Origin of the sequence: Motilimonas sp. E26 (assembly GCF_021278025.1) — a bacterium.
Classification (GTDB): domain Bacteria; phylum Pseudomonadota; class Gammaproteobacteria; order Enterobacterales; family CBDFNC01; genus Motilimonas.
The window spans coordinates 22,937-40,174 of the sequence record NZ_JAIBHJ010000011.1; the positions used below are offsets into that span (position 1 = coordinate 22,937).

14 protein-coding genes are annotated in these 17,238 nt (G+C 44.9%); 8 read left to right on the forward strand and 6 right to left on the reverse strand.

Features of this window, described 5'->3' with window-relative positions:
- Nucleotides 1-45 precede the first annotated feature (45 nt).
- Nucleotides 46-2,484 (forward strand): diguanylate cyclase, encoded by a 2,439-nt coding sequence (locus tag K1M91_RS11030; RefSeq protein WP_232801813.1) that lies wholly within the window; start codon nt 46-48, stop codon nt 2,482-2,484.
- A 79-nt stretch (nt 2,485-2,563) separates the two neighbouring features.
- On the opposite strand, the gene folE2 is transcribed toward K1M91_RS11030, so the two are convergent.
- Complete coding sequence (gene folE2 / locus K1M91_RS11035; protein WP_232801814.1) at nt 2,564-3,490, reverse strand: GTP cyclohydrolase FolE2; 927 nt, start codon at nt 3,488-3,490, stop codon at nt 2,564-2,566.
- 183 nt (nt 3,491-3,673) lie between these two features.
- On the opposite strand from folE2, the gene arcB reads away from it, so the two are divergent.
- The 5 genes from arcB (at nt 3,674) to K1M91_RS11060 (ending at nt 9,698) form a co-directional block, all read left to right on the forward strand.
- Nucleotides 3,674-5,998 (forward strand): aerobic respiration two-component sensor histidine kinase ArcB, encoded by a 2,325-nt coding sequence (gene arcB, locus K1M91_RS11040; protein WP_232801815.1) that lies wholly within the window; start codon nt 3,674-3,676, stop codon nt 5,996-5,998.
- Entirely contained in the window at nt 5,995-6,654 is a 660-nt protein-coding gene (locus tag K1M91_RS11045) for an alpha/beta hydrolase (protein WP_232801816.1), read from the forward strand. Before arcB ends, K1M91_RS11045 begins: the two co-directional genes overlap by 4 nt.
- Before the next feature lie 28 nt (nt 6,655-6,682).
- A complete protein-coding gene (locus tag K1M91_RS11050) occupies nt 6,683-7,381 on the forward strand; it encodes a pseudouridine synthase (RefSeq protein ID WP_232801904.1) in 699 nt (232 codons plus the stop codon).
- Nucleotides 7,382-7,533: 152 nt separating this feature from the next.
- Nucleotides 7,534-9,117 carry an alpha/beta hydrolase-fold protein gene (locus K1M91_RS11055; RefSeq protein WP_232801817.1) on the forward strand — a complete coding sequence of 528 codons (1,584 nt, stop codon included), beginning with the start codon at nt 7,534-7,536 and terminating at the stop codon, nt 9,115-9,117.
- Between the two features lie 215 nt (nt 9,118-9,332).
- Nucleotides 9,333-9,698: a hypothetical protein gene (locus tag K1M91_RS11060; RefSeq protein ID WP_232801818.1), complete on the forward strand. Its 366-nt coding sequence runs from the start codon at nt 9,333-9,335 to the stop codon at nt 9,696-9,698.
- 79 nt (nt 9,699-9,777) lie between these two features.
- Here K1M91_RS11060 and K1M91_RS11065 read toward each other — a convergent pair whose 3' ends face one another.
- The 5 genes from K1M91_RS11065 to rdgC all read right to left on the reverse strand — a co-directional run bounded on the left by K1M91_RS11065 (nt 9,778) and on the right by rdgC (nt 12,709).
- Entirely contained in the window at nt 9,778-10,095 is a 318-nt protein-coding gene (locus K1M91_RS11065; RefSeq protein ID WP_232801819.1) for a hypothetical protein, read from the reverse strand.
- A gap of 568 nt (nt 10,096-10,663) precedes the next feature.
- A complete protein-coding gene (locus tag K1M91_RS11070) occupies nt 10,664-10,993 on the reverse strand; it encodes a hypothetical protein (protein ID WP_232801820.1) in 330 nt (109 codons plus the stop codon).
- Nucleotides 10,994-11,073: 80 nt separating this feature from the next.
- Nucleotides 11,074-11,358 (reverse strand): hypothetical protein, encoded by a 285-nt coding sequence (locus tag K1M91_RS11075; protein ID WP_232801821.1) that lies wholly within the window; start codon nt 11,356-11,358, stop codon nt 11,074-11,076.
- A gap of 100 nt (nt 11,359-11,458) precedes the next feature.
- Nucleotides 11,459-11,719, reverse strand: a complete 261-nt coding sequence (locus K1M91_RS11080; protein WP_232801822.1) for a hypothetical protein — start codon at nt 11,717-11,719, stop codon at nt 11,459-11,461.
- Nucleotides 11,720-11,797: 78 nt separating this feature from the next.
- Nucleotides 11,798-12,709, reverse strand: a complete 912-nt coding sequence (gene rdgC / locus K1M91_RS11085) for a recombination-associated protein RdgC (protein WP_232801823.1) — start codon at nt 12,707-12,709, stop codon at nt 11,798-11,800.
- 190 nt (nt 12,710-12,899) lie between these two features.
- On the opposite strand from rdgC, the gene K1M91_RS11090 reads away from it, so the two are divergent.
- Together K1M91_RS11090 and K1M91_RS11095 are read left to right on the forward strand one after the other, a co-directional pair.
- Nucleotides 12,900-14,057: an exonuclease SbcCD subunit D gene (locus tag K1M91_RS11090; protein WP_232801824.1), complete on the forward strand. Its 1,158-nt coding sequence runs from the start codon at nt 12,900-12,902 to the stop codon at nt 14,055-14,057.
- A complete protein-coding gene (locus tag K1M91_RS11095; protein WP_232801825.1) occupies nt 14,054-17,107 on the forward strand; it encodes an SMC family ATPase in 3,054 nt (1,017 codons plus the stop codon). Before K1M91_RS11090 ends, K1M91_RS11095 begins: the two co-directional genes overlap by 4 nt.
- The last annotated feature ends 131 nt before the right edge of the window (nt 17,108-17,238 follow it).

The window sequence follows — 17,238 nt, forward strand, 5'->3', positions numbered from 1 at the left end:
CACTATTGCATGTTTAATAAGTGTTTTAATTTAATAATTTATTGCTTGTCTGTTGTTCTATTTGCAGGCTCAAGTGGCTTTGCCTATAGTGCCGATAATCTATTAGATACCGAAAAGCCAAAATCTATTAATATAGTCGTACCAGATGGGCATGTACCCTTTGGTTTTTATCAAGACGACTTATTAACGGGGGTGCTAACGGATTATTGGGCTCTTTGGGCGGAAAATACAGGCATTGACGTGAACGTGCTGGCGCAAACTGAGGCAAGCTTTGGCGATGCGCGCAATATTCAGCTTAGCCTCTCATCACAAAGTTATAACCCCGATGTATTACGTATCCCGTTAGTGGGGTTAAAGGTCAAGTTATACTATTTAAAGAAAAACCAGCGGCTTATTTCTCGTGCGCTACAGGATAAGCAAAATCAAGTTCGCTTAGGGTATGTTGAACGTAAAGGTTTTTTACGTGACAACGTAGAGCGGCAAATTAACATTCAAGCTAACGCTTATGACTCTTCTATTGTGCTTATGTGGCATTTAATCCAAGGTGATATTGATGCTATTGCAACGGTTAGTATTGATACTGGTGCTGGCCAGAGTGATGATCTACTTACTTTATTCATGAACTCTTATCATTTAGCTGAACTAGACGTGGTCGCGCAGGTTGAGCCGACTCAGGGTGAGTTAATTGATTGGATAAGTTGGGGCGCTAATCTGATCAGCTCTTCTGAGTTGCAAAAACTCGACGCTAAATGGCTTTCTTTATCTGGCATGTGGTGGTGGATATTTTTACCCATCGTTATTGCGGTGGCGTTAACTATCTTTATCGTGCGAGGGGTTAAGCGTAGGGGGCAAAATAAATCGTTTTCACTTGCCATGATGCCTTTTGCTTCTGTGGTGATTAGTCAAGATGGTAAATATTTACTTGAAGCGAACGCCATGGCTCAAGAGCTGAAACTGTGCCCGGAAGATCCCTATAAACAGCCGTTACCTGAGTGCCTACAGCCTGTCGCGAGTTTAATTCAAACCAGTTTGGATGAGGGTGAAATTGTAAACCAACAAATTGGTTTAACCTGTTTATCGGGGAGTTGGCACTTTTTCATTTTAAACGCCAAGCGTATTCAGCGGGGTAAACATCATTACTGGTTGTGCCAACTTTGTCGGTTAACGGCGCAGCCTGATTTTCGCCCTTTACCTCAACAACAAGCCTTGTTACGTGATGTTTTAGCGGCAATTACCAGCCCAGCTTGTATTAAAGATAAACATGGTGTGGTGCTCGCCTGTAACAAGCTTTGGTCCGATTTGGTTGGTTTAAAAAACGGTGATGTTATTGGCAAGCGTGACAGAGATGTACTGTCAAAAGATGAATTAGCGCGCCAGCGGCCTTTAGAATCAAAAGCTTGGCTGGGGCAAGTACAGCGCGGTGATGATATTATTGTCTACCCAATGGAAAACGAACAGCAAAATATATACGCTTTGCTGGTGGTTCTGAACCAGTCTCAGACCCTTACTCGACAAGAATGTGATGCCGAAAAAACGCAATATTTAACCGCTTCTTTAATGGCCATGTTTAATGATTATCCTGATCCGGTTGCGATTGTGACACAAGCGGGTTTATGTAAAGTGGCTAACAATGCATTTGCTGATGCCATGGTGCAAAAGCCATTAACTGATGTTATTAACCAAGCTGTCGCTAATATTTTGCCAAGCGATAAAGTTGACTGGAATCAACGTCAGCACAAACAGATATTTCGAGCTAAAGATAGTGTTAAGTATGAAGAGCTGGTGTTTTTACCTCAAGGCCAGCAGCAATGGCTTGAAGTAGTGAAGAACCCATTTGTATTTCCACTTGATAACGAAGCCGCTATTTTGATGGTCACCCATGATATTACCGAACGTAAGGATACGGAGCAGCAACTGGCTGACGCAATTGGTAAGTTAGAAGAGCTTAGTTTTATTGATAGTTTAACCCAAGTAGCTAATAGACGTAGTTTTGATGAACAATTACGTTATTACTGGCGCAGCAGTATTAGCCAAGAGCAATCGATGTCACTTATCTTACTGGATATCGACTTTTTTAAGCCGTATAACGACAATTATGGCCATCAAGAAGGCGATCAAGCGCTGACCTTAGTCGCTAGCACCATTAAGAATGCATCCAAGCGAGCAACCGACTTAGTGGCACGTTATGGCGGGGAAGAGTTTGTTATTTTATTGCCCGACACTGATAAAGCAGGTGCAGAGCATATTGCTGAACTGATCCGCCAAGCGGTAGAGGATAAGAATATTCCCCATGCTCATTCACAGGTTGCTAACCATATTACGGTGAGTTTAGGCATCGCCACCCTGACGCCCGATCCAGACTTAGATTACGACACCTTAATTGAACAAGCCGACTTAGCGTTATATCAAGCCAAAGACAGTGGTAGAAACCAACTACTGCATTTTGAACAGTTGGCAGGCATGATGGATGAAGCGAGCGACTAAGAGATAAACTAGCCACTAAAGACAGCTAATAAAAAAGGCGCTTATTTGCGCCTTTTGTATTTCGACTAAACAATTACTCCTAGGGCCTAAAGCCGCCTGGGACACCTTTTGTTGTTACCGCAACCGCATCATGGGCGTGAAGACTTTCATAATGGTTTACGCGTACCCAAAAGTCGGCAAATTCTGCGCGTGGCGTTAATGCATGTTGCAAACGACGTGCTGCATCTTCACAAAACATTAGGTTTTGGCCATTTAAACGCGCAAATTCTTGCTCATCTTCACGCTTAACCGCCGCTTGTACTGGCGTTTGCAGTGCTTGCTCAACTAAGTCAATGATTTCAATAATAGGTAAATATTGGTTTTCATTGGTTAGTTTTACTTTCACCTGAGCATTACTGCGCTGACTGTGAGGCGTGGCTACTATGCCTTGTGTTGTGCCTAACCATGCATGAACGGCTTCTTTGTCTAGGCTTTCGCCTGTGGCAAAGTTGTCGTTAAAAGCTTGTTGGATCAACTGGCGCGCTAAGGCTGCAGAGCAAGGGCAAGTAGACGAATAAGGTACGTTTAATTCAAGCTCAAGTTCAAAGTTGTCGTCCTCTTGGCGTGCGGTCAGTACCACAGGATAGGCCTTCCAGCCTTGCTTACCACTGATCAGTGATTTGCGACGTAAATGATAATCAAACGACAATTTTAAATGCGCTTGATTACTCAAGTCTTCGTGACTAACTAGAAAATCATCTAATAATTGTTTTAGGCTCGCTAGGGTCACTTCGCCATTAACTGATAATTCATCAAGTAATAAATACAAGCGTGACATATGAATGCCTTTAGCTTTGGTATCAGCGAGATTAACAAAAGCTTCTGCCTTTGCACTGACTTGACGCGCGGCTTGATTATCACTTGAAACCATCAGAGGTAACTCTATTTGGCTCATTCCAACCCAGTCTAATAGCCCTTCTTTTTGGGCGAAGGCACTATTGGCAACGTCCGGCATTGATGATGACATTAAGGCGATACTCCTGATTACTACTAAAACAGACCCAATTCTATCACTGAGCGAAGGTGTTTTGGCTCAAATTTTGATAAGGCCGCGAATTATAAACCCCTTAGGGCAGATTAAAAACCATAAAAAACCAAGGTTTTTCACTTTAGGTCGTTTATTATTGGGGCCATAAAAGGGAGCGTTTGCATGAAAAAAATGAAAGTCTGGTCGCAGTTTTATGTTTCATACTTAACTCGTTTAGGTATTTTTAAGTTCAGTTTAATGATGGCCACCTGTCTGATTTTGCTGGCGCTTTTTGTACAGATAGCCGTCACTTTATTTTTGTCGGGAGAGGTTAAGCAAATAGACCTGATCCGTTCGGTATTTTTTGGCCTGTTGATTGCGCCTTGGGCAATATACTTTTTTTCGGCCGTGGTAGATCAATTGGAGTTGGCGCGAAAGAAATCAAGTCTGATGGTAAAAAAACTGCAACAGATGCGCGAGCGAGACCTAGAGCGCGCCCAAGAGCTAACCCAAACCATTGAACAAATGCACCAAGAATTTGAGCAGCGTAAAAAAGCAGAGCGCGCTCGCAGTGCAGCGATGACAGAGTTAGAAAATGAGATAAAGCAGCGCGAAGAAGCGCAGCGCACCTTAGAGGATAAAACGGCACTACTGCGCTCTTTTATTGATAGCTCCCCTGATTTGGTTTACTACCGCAATGAAGATAGTTGCTTTTCCGGTTGTAATAAAGCGGTAGAAGAGCTGACGGGACGCACCGAGTCACAATTAATCGGCTTAACGCCAAGGGATGTTTATCGCTCTGATATCGCTGATAAAATAATTGAAACCGATGCCGCTGTATTTGAATCCAATGAGCCCCTTACTTATGAGCAATGGCTGGAGTTTCCATCAGGGCGTAAGGCTAATTTTGAATTAAGTAAAGTGCCGTTTTTTGATCAAAAGGGTAAACGTTTGGGCTTATTAGGCTTTGGTCGCGATATCACCGAGCGCAAAAAATACGAAGAAAAGCTCGAAAAAGCCAGCCGTGATAAAACCACTTTTATCTCTACTATTAGTCACGAACTGCGCACGCCTCTTAACGGTATTGTTGGCTTAAGTCGAATGTTGCTCGATGGTGAGCTCAGTCAACAGCAACGCAAGTATCTTAAAACCATTCATGTTAGTGCCACCACCCTAGGCAATATTTTTAACGATATTATTGATTTAGATAAGCTGGATCGAAAGCGTTTAGAAATCGTCAAGCAGCCGCTCAATTTTCATGACTTTGTTTCAGATTTAGAAAGCTTGGCGCATATCCAAGCGCAGCAAAAAAATCTTTATCTAGCTTGTGAAAATGCGCCTAATCTACCGGATTATATCGAAGCCGATGGTACCCGTTTACGCCAAGTAATGTGGAACTTGATCAGCAATGCGGTCAAATTTACCGATCAGGGGCGCGTTGATATTCGTGTCAGTTCGATGGCATTAGGTGAAGATAAAGCGCGTATTCGCATGGAAGTACAAGATTCAGGTATCGGCATACCGGAAGATCAAATTAAGAAAATATTCTCCATGTATTATCAGGTTAAAGGCACCAAGCAAGCTACCGGAACCGGTATCGGGCTAGCGGTGTCACATAAGCTAGTGAGCGCGATGGGCGGTGAAATATTAGTGACCAGTGAGCTAGGCAAAGGCTCAGTGTTTGCGGTTGAGCTGACAGTTGATGTACCGAAAACACTTAATGAGTTAAGTGAGCAAGTTAAGGCCTTGCCCAATCTTGATATTTTGCTGGTGGAAGACGTTGAGCTGAATGTCACCGTTGCCAAAGCATTACTGGAAAAGCTGGGCCATCAAGTCTCGGTCGCCATGACCGGACAAGCGGCATTAGATATGGCAGAGCAGCATGCTTATCAACTCATTTTACTCGATATTCAATTACCCGACTTCAGTGGTTTTGAAGTAGTGGCTAAATTGCGTGATCGTTTTGGCGACGATCTATGTCCTGTGGTAGCTCTGACCGCCAATGTGATTAATGATCGAACGGAATATTTTGAACAAGGCATGGACGATGCCATTAGTAAACCCCTTAGTGTGGAAGCGGTTGCCGCCATGGTGAGTGAGCTATTCGCCCATGAGCCTTTACCGGTTGCTGTTCATCGTCATGATCACGTTGAAGTAAAACTGGAAACCTTGTTAGACACTGAAATGTTGGGGGATTTTTTAGCTGCGGTGGGTAAATCGACGCTTATTTCAAGTGTGGCTTTGTTTGAGAAATTAATGCCTGAATACTTGGCGGTATTAGAATCTAACCTGATTGCCCGCGATCAAGACGGTATTGTTAGTGAAGCTCATAAAATTAAAGGCGCCGCTGGCTCGATCGGTTTAAAACGCTTACGTGAGCTGGCGCAAAAGGCGCAATCGCCTGACTTGCCCGCGTGGTGGGATAACATTGACGACTGGGTTGAAAAACTCAAGCGCGAATACCCAGCTAACGTTGAGCACTTGTATGAATGGATTGAGCAGCAATGAAGCAAGACGCTCATGTTAAGAAAGAAACAGTGATCTTACTGCATGGTTTAGTGAGAACGCCGCGCTCAATGAATACCATCGCCAAGCACTTGCGCCGTCAAGGTTATCAAGTGGTTAATCTTGGGTATGCCTCGCGCCAGCATGATGTGATGACCTTAGCCAATCAGGTGATCCCACAAGCGCTAGCACAGTGCCAAGGGGGTCACACCATTCATTTTGTCACCCACTCACTAGGCGGTATTTTGCTGCGGGCATATTTATCCAAGCATAAAATAGAACAATTAGGCCGAGTAGTGATGTTAGCGCCGCCCAATCAAGGCAGTGAGATTGTTGATAAGCTTGGCCATTTACGCTTATTTAAATGGATCAATGGCGAGGCAGGTTTGCAATTAGGCACAGATGAAATGAGTATGCCTAAGCGACTTGGCGCAGTTGACTATGAGTTGGGCGTGATTGCGGGCACCCGCAGCGTCAACTTGATTTTGTCGACGTTAATGCCCAGACCTAACGACGGCAAAGTAAGTGTTAACAGCACTAAAATTGCGGGTATGAAAGATCACTTAACCCTGCCGGTGACTCATACCTTTTTGATGACCAATCGACGCGTGCTTAATGCAATAAGTGCATTTTTAGCGACTGGCAAGTTTGCCAAGTGAGGCGATGATAATGCCTCAAGTATCAGAAATTCGCTTAGCCCGTTATATTGCTATGTCCGGCTATTGCTCACGTCGTCAAGCATCACGTCATATTGATGCCGGTGAGGTGATGTTTAATGGCCGTATTGCTGAGCACATTGACCATGTTCAGGTGGGCGATTTGGTGCAGTTGGCAGGCCAAACTTTAACCCTAAAAGCCGCCTTTAGTTATTGGCTGTTTAATAAACCCGTTGGCGTGGACTGTAATTTAAGGGCGCATCACAGCGCCAGTTTATTGCACTTGTTACCCCTTGATGCTGGGCGCATTTATCCGGTAGGGCGGTTAGATAAAGACTCGCACGGTTTGTTATTGCTCACCGATGATGGCGAGCTATGCCAGCGCTTAATTCATCCGGATTTTTATCACCCTAAAACCTACCATGTGCAAGTCGAGCGCGCTTTTGATGAGACCTTTTTAAGGGCAATGGCGATGGGTGTGCAGCTAAGAGAGGGGTTAACTCGGACTTGTCAAATAAGACGGATCGCCCCCGATCAGTTTGAAATTGTATTAACCCAAGGGCTCAATCGACAAATTCGCAAAATGGCGCAAATGCTGGGTTATAAGGTGATTGATTTACAGCGTGTGGCGCTGGCTAATTTAACCTTAGATGGCTTAGCTTTGGGTGCGTGGCGTCAGCTGTCAGCATCAGAGGTTGAAGCGTTGCAGCTGAGCCTAACTCGCGATTGAGCCGATAAAAACCGAGGCGCTAATTTAGCGATGAATATCAAGTAAATGTAAAAACACTGTTGACATAAAATGTCATTAATCTATTATTTTATGCAATGCCTCCATATACAGCGATGCCGGCATGTTTCTGTTCATTATTTTAAGGAAGATCAATGAGTAATCGATTAAGTTTGATGATAACCATGGCCTGTGCGCTGCTTGTTAGTGGCTGCTTTGCCGAAAAAGAAGTGCCGAAACAGCCAACGCTCGAAACAGTGACCATCACCAGCCCATCACTGCAAAACAATGTCTTACCCCTTAAGGCCGAGCGTGAGTTGATTATCTCATTACCACCCTCTTATCACAGCGATAGCAGCAAAACTTATCCCGTGGTGTATTTACTGCACGGATTAGGCGCCAACGCTTATGGCTGGTTTTCTAATATTGGCGGTGAGCCTAATGTTACCAACGCGCTGAAAACCTTGTACGCGCAGCAGCAAATTAACGAAATGATCATCGTGGTGCCAGACAGTTTCACCGAGCATGCCAAAGGTGGCTGGTATAGCAACTCAACGTCAGGTGGCAGCTGGGAGGATTACATCCTTAAAGACGTGATACCTTATGTGGAGGCAAACTATCGCACCAATCAACAACGCGGCATCGCCGGCAGTTCAATGGGTGGCTATGGCGCCCTTAATTTTGCGATTAACTATCCCGAGTTGTTTTCCGGCGTGTATGCCATGAGCCCAGCGTTAGTGGGTGAGCATTGGTTAAGTAACATGAAAACCGATGCACAGCTGGCCGACATTAACGCAGGCTTATCAGCACCAAAAGATCAATGGACTGGAAATGAAGTCATTAATTATTCCGTTGCTTTAGCGTTTGCGCCGAGCAATACCGCGCCCTTGTATGCCGAGGTGCCCTTTACCCAGCAAACGGTTGCGCGTATCAGCGCCCACAGCATCATGACCGCTCTTAATCAGCTTTCGGCCAGCCAGCTCGACAATATCAAAGAGAAAGTGACCGCCATTAAGCTTGATGTGGGTAATAAAGATATCGCTATTCGCGACGACCTGCGCGTGCTAGCAAACGAGCTTGAGCAAAAAGGCATTAACGCGTTTTATAGCGAATACCCAGGCGGCCACTCCGACAGACTAAACTTGTTGATTGAACAAGAGGTGTTTCAGTTTTTCTCTAAGCATTTTGCCAACGCTTTACCAGCAGAACTACCAGCATCACTTGCTACGATAGCTAACTCGCTAGCACCTAAGCCACAAATTGTTGAGTTAGACGCCTTTACCCTGACCGGCATTAGAGCGTCGGGTTATGAAGGCAGCCAACAGCTAACCGATCTGTGGCCACGGGTAAATAACTCTGGCATTGATATCAGCACTTGTAACAATAAAGCGGGCATCGGGCTAAGCACCCAAGATCTCTCGGTCTATAGCTTCACTAAGTCCAATCAGCTGGAATATATGGTGGGTTGTGAGCTGCTTGCGGGAGCAAGCTTTCCGGCCTCGTTAGCGGATGAGACGGTTTCGCGCGAGATCCCGAAAAATACCTACGCTGTGTTTGAGTTCAAAGGGGTAATGGACAATCGCTATATCGAGTTTTGGCAAGCCATTATGCGAGATTGGTTCCCCAGTTCTGGCTATGACCATAAGGGTGGTTATTTCTTTGAATATTATGGCCCCGAATCCATGCCCAATAGCGATGAGTCGGTGATGAAGCTTTATTTTCCGATTAAGAAGAAATAAAGCTGATATTGGTAACATGTCATTAACCTGAACTTGGGATAAGTATTATCGTATGAATAATCCGCAAAACCGCTGTGAATATGTCCCTATACGCTCTGCGTTTTCATCCCTGAAAACGAAGCTTTGCTACTCATTCATACGATATTCAATGGTCATGTGCTTAGCCAAAACTAATGTTGATTAAATTGATGATTTTTTTATTGAAGGAAAAAACGATGAAATATCTATACCTAGGGTTATTGTTATTGTCTTTTCAAGCGGTTAGTGGCGATTTTGTTACTTTTTATAACGATGAAAAAGATTGCTCAATAAAAGAGCTTGGCTATGGTGGATCTAAGCATGATGCATTGATATTTAAAGGTGAACGTTGGGAAATGAGCGGCATCTCAGGTTGTACTGTGCCTGTTTATAAAAAGGATTTTGAAGAAAAATTCTCTATCTGCTTTTTAACCGCAATGCGCGTAATGAAAACGGGTGAATGTTCGTTTCGAGGGAATGGGAAGCATCATGGCGATGATGTTTACTACTTTGAATTTGATGATAAAGAAACCCTGCACTGCGAGTTTAGCTGTATTAAGTAAGTGTGACCGTCTTGAATTTGATAACTCGCAAACCTAATTATTTTGCGGGTTGCCCAGTTACTTTCATTACTTCTTCATTTTATTGACTGACTACCTTATTAACCCCACCAACCAACTTGTAACTCAAATCAGGGCCATAATTGATGTAAATAGAAAATACATCATCTTCCGCGGAATAAAACAGGTAGAACTTGGTGCTGAAATAGACGTAGTCATAGCGATAACGAAAGTCATGTTTACTCCAGCCAGCGGGGTGAACAGGACATTTTTTATCTTTGTTACACTGCGTGTTTATCGCCTCGGCTTGCTCCCAAAGATAACTGACAGCCTGATTATTGACATAGCTTAAGTATGAAAATCCGCATATGGCAACAAAGATGATAAGTGCTCGTGACAAAAAATGAAAACCATGAACGTTCCCGCGGTACAGCATTTAACCAAACAAATTTAATCGACTTTATCAGAAGGAAAATAACGGTAATAAAACCAATCAGAAAAATACCAACTCGCGAAAACATTAAAGTGAGCCCCGTTTGTGGCGGGTAGCTTAAGTAAAAGATAACGCATAATACGATGATAAAATTAAGCAACCATGCTTTCATTACTGGCCTTCTTTGATCATTTTTCTCAAATTGGTGGGTGTCCCAGCTTTTGCCAGCTTTTGAGCAATGTCTTATTGTTTACTTCGGGTTGTGCTATGCCCGTAGGAGCCCAGTAATGGGGCGATGGGGTTTATCGCAGCATGACTGCTGCTCCTACTTGCTGCCCTTAACTGACAATAGGCTAAAGCTCAGCTCGTAGCACATATCTTCGCCATATAGGGCAAATCAGCTTAGGCTAAGGCACTCTATTTATTAAATAAAAAGTGCCTGTCCTATCTTTTGCTGTCTAAATGACTCAATATCTAGAAAAAGACTGGATATATATGGTCACCTCGGTTTAGCAAGGCCAATGTGTCCTGCCTTTCAGTTACTGCGTAACTCAAGATAAAGTTCCTTAGCTAAGTAAACGTAGCGACTTCTTTTGCCTTTTGGGTTCTTTTGCGTCTTTAGTTCAGATAGCTCGGACATATCACAATCTATGTCAAACTCCTTGTAGTCACCATTTTGATCGATTAGCGATCCGCAATAAGTGTTGCCGGAGTCGGGGCATAAATCAATCAACAGCGACTTTTGAATATCAACCCCAAGAAGTAAGAGCTCTTGGTATATTGCATAAGGCTCAATCGCGAGTGCATGGAATTTCTGATTGAGCAGCTTTAGTGAATGTTTATCTCTCTGTGCTTGAATCGACATGACTAGTTAACTTCGCCAGTTGGAGGCTGAAAAGAATGGAACGATGCCTAAAAACATCTAAGACATGATGGTTAGCCTTGCTAAATACGCACAACTTCAACACCTGACTCTTTTTCAATTTTGAACATTTGTGCAAACCCAATAACGTCTGTGATGGACTCGTCTGGATGGCTAGTCGTGGTTATAGGGAGAGGGTTAGATCCATCTCCTACGGACAGTTCATCCATGATTTCTTCCCATACTTCACAGTCCTTACCAACCACACAAAAGAGTTCATTTTTTTGGTTGAGTAAGCTCTTAAGCAGCTTGTCATGTTCTTTTTTATAGCCGGATACTGATACAAGTACGAATTTATAATTTTGCATAGCAATTACGTTTTCTCAAGACCCTAGGAGCAATAATGTGCTTACCAAAAGCCGTGACGATGACACAAAAGAGATGCCTGTTCTGTCTTTTCTGGTCGTTTTACCACCACTGATTCTCAACTTCTTGGCCTTCGATCTCTTGCGGGCCTCGCTTTTTCCATTCAATGGCTTCATCAATAGTTAACTTACGGATGCCACAATGGACGGTGCTGCAATTTTGAATACGGCCATCAATTAAGGAAATACCCTCAATATTACTACCGGATTCATCTACTTCGATGCATAGACATGGGTGGAAGCTGCAACTTTCGAAGTAATCCCCGACTTTTATTTTTCCTGCTGAGTTTATTCTGTCAGCCATGATTTTTTAACTACCTACCAAAAGGGATGTCTGTCCAACCCACAAACCCTCAGGCTTGCGGGCATTGAAAACGGCTAATTACGCCTTCTTATCTTCACCGCCAAGGGCTTCTACTAGCGCGGGAATAAAGGCTTCTAATTCACCAGTCATTAACGCAAAGTCAGCGTCAAAGCGGGCGGCAAAGTCATCGCCGTCAACGTCTTCGTTTTCTTCACGTAATACGTCTGAGAATTTAACGCGTTTCACGCCCATGTCTTCACCTAGGATGAACGACACGTTTTCTTGCCAGTTTAGGGCAAGCTTGGTCACTAGCTTGTCGGCGTCTAAGTGGGCTTTGATTTCTTCGGCGGTTAAATCTTGCTGCTTACAGCGAATAATGCCGCCGTGCTCTAGGGCGCTGCGCAGCTCGGCTTCGTCTTCAATGTTAAAGCCTGCTGGAATGTTGCCATCGTTAAGCCAGTCGGTCATGGTGAGCTCTGGTGGCGTGGTTAGGCTTAGCGGCACCACTGGCAAGCTGCCTAAACATTTACGCAGTAGGGCAATTAATTCTTCGGCTTTTTTTGCGCTGGATGCGTCAACCACAAGTAAGTCTGATTTTGGGCTGATCCAAGCAAAGGTTTGGCTGGTGCGGCTAAAAGCGCGTGGCAGCAGCTCCATGATGATGTCTTCTTTGAGCGCGTCTTTTTCTTTTTTCTTTAACGCGCGGCCTTGGGTTTCTTCAAGGGCAAGGGCTCGCTCTTCGACCATATCTTTGATCACTGGGCCCGGTAGCATTTTTTCTTCTTTCTTAACACAAAGCAGAATGTTGCCGTCAGCGCCGTGAGTCAGGGTTTGACCAAACTTGCCTAAGGGTTTTACCCAGCCAAATTTCGATACGTCTTGCGAGCCACAAGGGGCAAATTCAAAATCCGTTAAGGTGTTTTCCAAGGCTTCAATGGTGTGTTCAAAAGGGCGGGTAAAACGATAAATTTGCAGGTTTTTAAACCACATAGTATTGATCCACTTATATAAAATATCTGCACCTTACGCATGACTAAGCGTATTGATAGCGTCAGAAGGGTTGGAAAAGGTCACTTAGGTATGCATGATAAACTATTTTTAGCTTATTATGATCCCTGCTTTGGGCTTTTTTGTTTTCGGCGAGCCACTCCTCATTTTTTACTAGGCATTTATTATTTCAATGAAATTTATTCACACTTCTGATTGGCATCTTGGCCGTCAACTGCATAACCAATCTTTACTTGACGATCAACGCCATGTATTAAATCAAATTATTGAGTTAGCCCAGCAGCATCACGTGGACGCGGTAGTGGTGGCGGGTGACATTTATGATCGCTCGGTGCCGCCGGCGCAAGCGGTGAGTTTGCTCAATGAAGTGTTAACAACCTTGGTAAAAGAGTTAGCTATTCCTGTGGTGATGATCGCGGGCAATCACGATGGCGCTGAGCGGTTAGGTTTTGCCAGTGCGCAAATGATAGCCAGTGGTTTGCATATTACCGGCCCATTGAATGAGCAAATAACGCCGGTAGTGATTAAAGGGCGTTCAGGTGTTAGCGCGGCTTTTTATTCACTGCCTTACGTTGAGCCAGCCACGGTGCGCAGTGTGTTTGATACCGCTGCAACTAGCCATCAAGAAGCGATGCAAGTGTTACTTGAGCTAGTGCAGCAACAGATTGATGCCAGTAACAATAAAGTCAAAAATGTGGTGGTTAGCCATTGCTTTTTAGATGGCGGCGAAGAGAGTGAGTCAGAGCGCCCCTTAAGCATTGGCGGCGCCGATAAAATTGCGCCCAATTTATTTAGTGAGTTTGATTATGTTGCATTAGGTCACTTACATGGCCCGCAATACAAGGGCCAGCCTCATGTGCGTTATAGCGGCTCAATCTTGAAATATTCTTTTAGTGAGCAGCACCAAAACAAATCCGTCACATTAGTAGAGCTGGTTGATAATGCGCCTGCGCAGATTGAGCTGTTGCCGTTAACGCCGCTGCGTGATGTGCGTATTATTGAAGGGTTTTTGGCGGACATTATTGCCAGTAGTGAGCAAGATACTGCCCTTGATGATTACATTATGGTGCGCTTGCTGGATAAAACCGCGATCTTGGATGTGATAGGTAAAATTCGCCAAGTGTATCCCAATGTATTGCATATTGAACGCACCGGTTTGATGGCGGAGTCGGCGCAATTAGAGCGGCGCACTGATCACATCAAAAAAGGCGAAATGGCGATGTTCAGTGACTTTTTCTCGCAGGTGCAAGGAGAGGCGCTCAGTGAGCAGCAACAGGCTTGTATTAACGCCACCTTAGATGAGCTTCACCAGCAGGAGCAAAGCCAATGAGACCGATTCATTTAACCATGACGGCGTTTGGCCCGTTTGCTGATACTCAAACCATCGACTTTGCCAAGCTCGGGCAAAACCCGCTGTTTTTACTTAATGGCCCCACTGGCGCCGGTAAAACGTCTATTTTAGATGCCATCTGTTTCGCCTTGTATGGCAAAAGCACCGGCGATGAGCGCGAAGCGGCGCAGATGCGCTGTGATTATGCCACGCCAACGACACTGACCGAAGTGACCTTTGAATTTGAACTAGGCTCGCAGCGCTATCGTATTCGCCGTGTACCGGAGCAGGCAAGGCCGAAAAAAAGCGGTGAGGGCACCACAGACCAAAAACCAGAGGCGCAGTTATATCGCTTAGATGGCGAGCAAGAAGTGTTATTGGTGCCGAGTAAAGTTAGCGAAGCCAATGCTTTAATTGAGCAGTTAACTGGGCTGGATGCGGATCAGTTTCGTCAAGTGATGGTGTTGCCGCAAGGCAAGTTTCGCCAGCTGTTAATGGCGGATTCAAAAGAGCGGGAAAAGATCTTTAGTCAGCTGTTTCAAACTCAAATATATCGCAAAATTGAAGACAAGCTAAAAGCCCAAGCCGCCGCGCTACGTAAAGAAAACGAAGCCTTGACCAATCAACGCGCCGGTATGATCAATGCCTTAGAGCTTGAAGAAGGGGTTTCGTTAGAAGATGAGCAAACTAAGCTTGCGCCGAAGCTGGCGGATGCCTTAACGCAAAAAAATGCTCACACACAAGCATACGAGCAAACTAACAATGCTCTTGTTAGTGCCAAAAGTATTGCCGCGGACTTTACTGCTTTAGCCCAATTAAAAGCCGAGCAGCTTAAGCTAGATGAGCAAAGCGGCGTGATAACGCAAACTCAGCAACGGTGTGAGCGTGGCCAGCAAGCTCAGCAGATTGAACCTAGTTACCAATTCTATTTGGCGCGCGAACAAGAGGCGCAGTTAAGCCAAAAAGCGTTGCAGCAAAGTGAAGAGCAATTAAAGCAAGGGCAGCGGGTAGCCAGCGAAAAAGCGGCTGAATTTGCTCAATTAGCGCAGTTAAACGAGCAGGCTAAAGCTGAGCAAGCTGAGTTACAAAAGCTTAATGGCTTAACTGTGCCTTTTAACGCCCTTGCTGAACTTGCTCGTGAAATAAAACAAGCCAAAACCGCGCACTTGAACGGCCAGCAACAGCTGCAAACATTTGAGCAGAAGTTGGCGCAATGTTTACAACAAAAGCAAAGTGATGACGCCGAGCTGGCAAAGCAGCAACAACTGGCAGAGCCATTGTTTAATTTGCAGCAGCAATTTAATGCTTTACAAGCTCACGAAAAGACCCACCAACAGTGGCTTAAAGCCAGTGCTGAACTAGCCTCGCTAGGCGAAAAGCTGCAACAGTCTTTGGTTAATGGCAAGGAGTTAAACCTTGCTGAACAACAGGCGCGTGAGCAGCTTAATCAGGCGCAATTACGCTGGCATCAAGGTCAAGCGGCCATTTTGGCGCAAACTCTGCAGCAAGGCTTGCCATGTCCGGTTTGTGGTAGTGGTTCGCATCCTGCGCCTGCCCAGCCACAACATGACCTACCCACAGAAGCGGTATTAGAGCAGTTAACACAGCAGGCGAATAAGGCGCAGCAGGACTTGGCCAGCGCACGCCAAGAATACAAAAGCTTAAATGTGCAGTTAACGGAAAAGCAGCAATTTGTTGCTGAGCTGGCGTTAAGTTTGGGGGAATATGTTCAATACAGTGCACAGCAGTTAGCCCAGCATCTGCATGGGTTAAAGGGGCAAGTTGAACAGGCGCAATTGGCGCAAAATCAGGTGAAAACCATTGCGGCGCGCTTAAAGCAACAGCAGCAACAAGAGGAGCCACTGCGCCAACAAGTCGACGCTGAGTCGAAAAGAGTGAACCAATTACAAAGTCAGCTGGCGCAATTGCAAGGTAAAGAGGCTAGCCTGCGTGAGCAAATTCCCACTGACTATCGCTCTCTAACGCAGCTTGAGCTGGCCATTACCGCAGCGGCAAAAGTGCTGACTGAACTTGAGCTTAACATTCAAACCATACGAGACCAGCACCAAATTGCGCAAACCGCACTGGCGCAACTGCAGGCGGCGAACACCGCTGCGATAGCACAAAATGAAACCAGTAAAGCGCGCCAAGAGCATGCGTTAACTGAGTTTAATCATCAGCTAGCAGCGGCAAATTTTGCCGATCTGGCTGCTTACAAACAAGCTTGTTTAACCAAAGCGGAAATCAGCGCCCTGACTGAAGAAATCAATGCTTATCAGCAAGCTTGCCAGAAAAATCAGGCCAACACCGCTCAGCTGACTCACAAATTAGCCGATGTTAGCGAGCCTGATATGGCGCAATTAACGCAGCAAGCTGAGATGCTATTGGCGCAAAAAACACAAGCCGAAGCGACTTGGCAAGGGCTGCATCACCGCGCAGAGCAGCTGCAAAAAGCCGCGCTGCAATTAGCTGAGCTGGGCAAAAAGATAACGCAGGTTGAACAAGAATACGAAGTTGTCGGCACGCTGGCTAATGTCGCCAATGGTCAAACAGGAAATAAGATTAGCTTACAGCGATTTGTGCTGAGTGTACTACTTGATGATGTGTTGCTAGATGCCAGTGCCAGACTACAGTTAATGAGTAAAGGTCGGTATCGCTTATTGCGCAAAGAAGAAAGAGCCAAAGGCAATAAAGCGTCAGGGCTAGAGCTAGAAGTAGAAGATGCATACACAGGTAAAGTGCGCTCGGTGGCAACGTTAAGTGGCGGCGAAAGTTTTATGGCGGCGCTGGCGATGGCGTTGGGACTTTCTGAAGTGGTGCAAGCCTACGCTGGTGGTATTAAGTTAGACACGCTTTTTATCGATGAAGGCTTTGGCAGCTTAGACCAAGAATCCCTTGATTTAGCCGTAAGAACCTTAATGGATTTGCAAAGTAGTGGCCGTATGGTGGGAGTAATTTCTCATGTTTCTGAGATGAAAGAGCAACTTAGTACACGAGTGGATGTTAGTAAAACATCAATGGGAAGCACTTTAACCCTTGTTTTACCTTAATGATGTATCGTAATATTCGAGCTTAAATATCGATATTACCGAATTAGCTTGGTTTTTATGCTGGATGGAAGAGATCGCTAATGTGCAGATTTTTTTCATCTTAACGTCACAAAAATATCACTATTGCTCGA

What these genes read in the sequence shown, in the direction of transcription:
- folE2 (WP_232801814.1), bottom strand. Translation starts at nt 3,490, where the DNA reads ATGTCATCATCAATGCCGGACGTTGCCAATAGTGCCTTCGCCCAAAAA.
- arcB (WP_232801815.1), top strand. Translation starts at nt 3,674, where the DNA reads ATGAAAAAAATGAAAGTCTGGTCGCAGTTTTATGTTTCATACTTAACT.
- K1M91_RS11045 (WP_232801816.1), top strand. Translation starts at nt 5,995, where the DNA reads ATGAAGCAAGACGCTCATGTTAAGAAAGAAACAGTGATCTTACTGCAT.
- K1M91_RS11055 (WP_232801817.1), top strand. Translation starts at nt 7,534, where the DNA reads ATGAGTAATCGATTAAGTTTGATGATAACCATGGCCTGTGCGCTGCTT.
- K1M91_RS11060 (WP_232801818.1), top strand. Translation starts at nt 9,333, where the DNA reads ATGAAATATCTATACCTAGGGTTATTGTTATTGTCTTTTCAAGCGGTT.
- K1M91_RS11070 (WP_232801820.1), bottom strand. Translation starts at nt 10,993, where the DNA reads ATGTCGATTCAAGCACAGAGAGATAAACATTCACTAAAGCTGCTCAAT.
- K1M91_RS11075 (WP_232801821.1), bottom strand. Translation starts at nt 11,358, where the DNA reads ATGCAAAATTATAAATTCGTACTTGTATCAGTATCCGGCTATAAAAAA.
- K1M91_RS11080 (WP_232801822.1), bottom strand. Translation starts at nt 11,719, where the DNA reads ATGGCTGACAGAATAAACTCAGCAGGAAAAATAAAAGTCGGGGATTAC.
- rdgC (WP_232801823.1), bottom strand. Translation starts at nt 12,709, where the DNA reads ATGTGGTTTAAAAACCTGCAAATTTATCGTTTTACCCGCCCTTTTGAA.
- K1M91_RS11090 (WP_232801824.1), top strand. Translation starts at nt 12,900, where the DNA reads ATGAAATTTATTCACACTTCTGATTGGCATCTTGGCCGTCAACTGCAT.
- K1M91_RS11095 (WP_232801825.1), top strand. Translation starts at nt 14,054, where the DNA reads ATGAGACCGATTCATTTAACCATGACGGCGTTTGGCCCGTTTGCTGAT.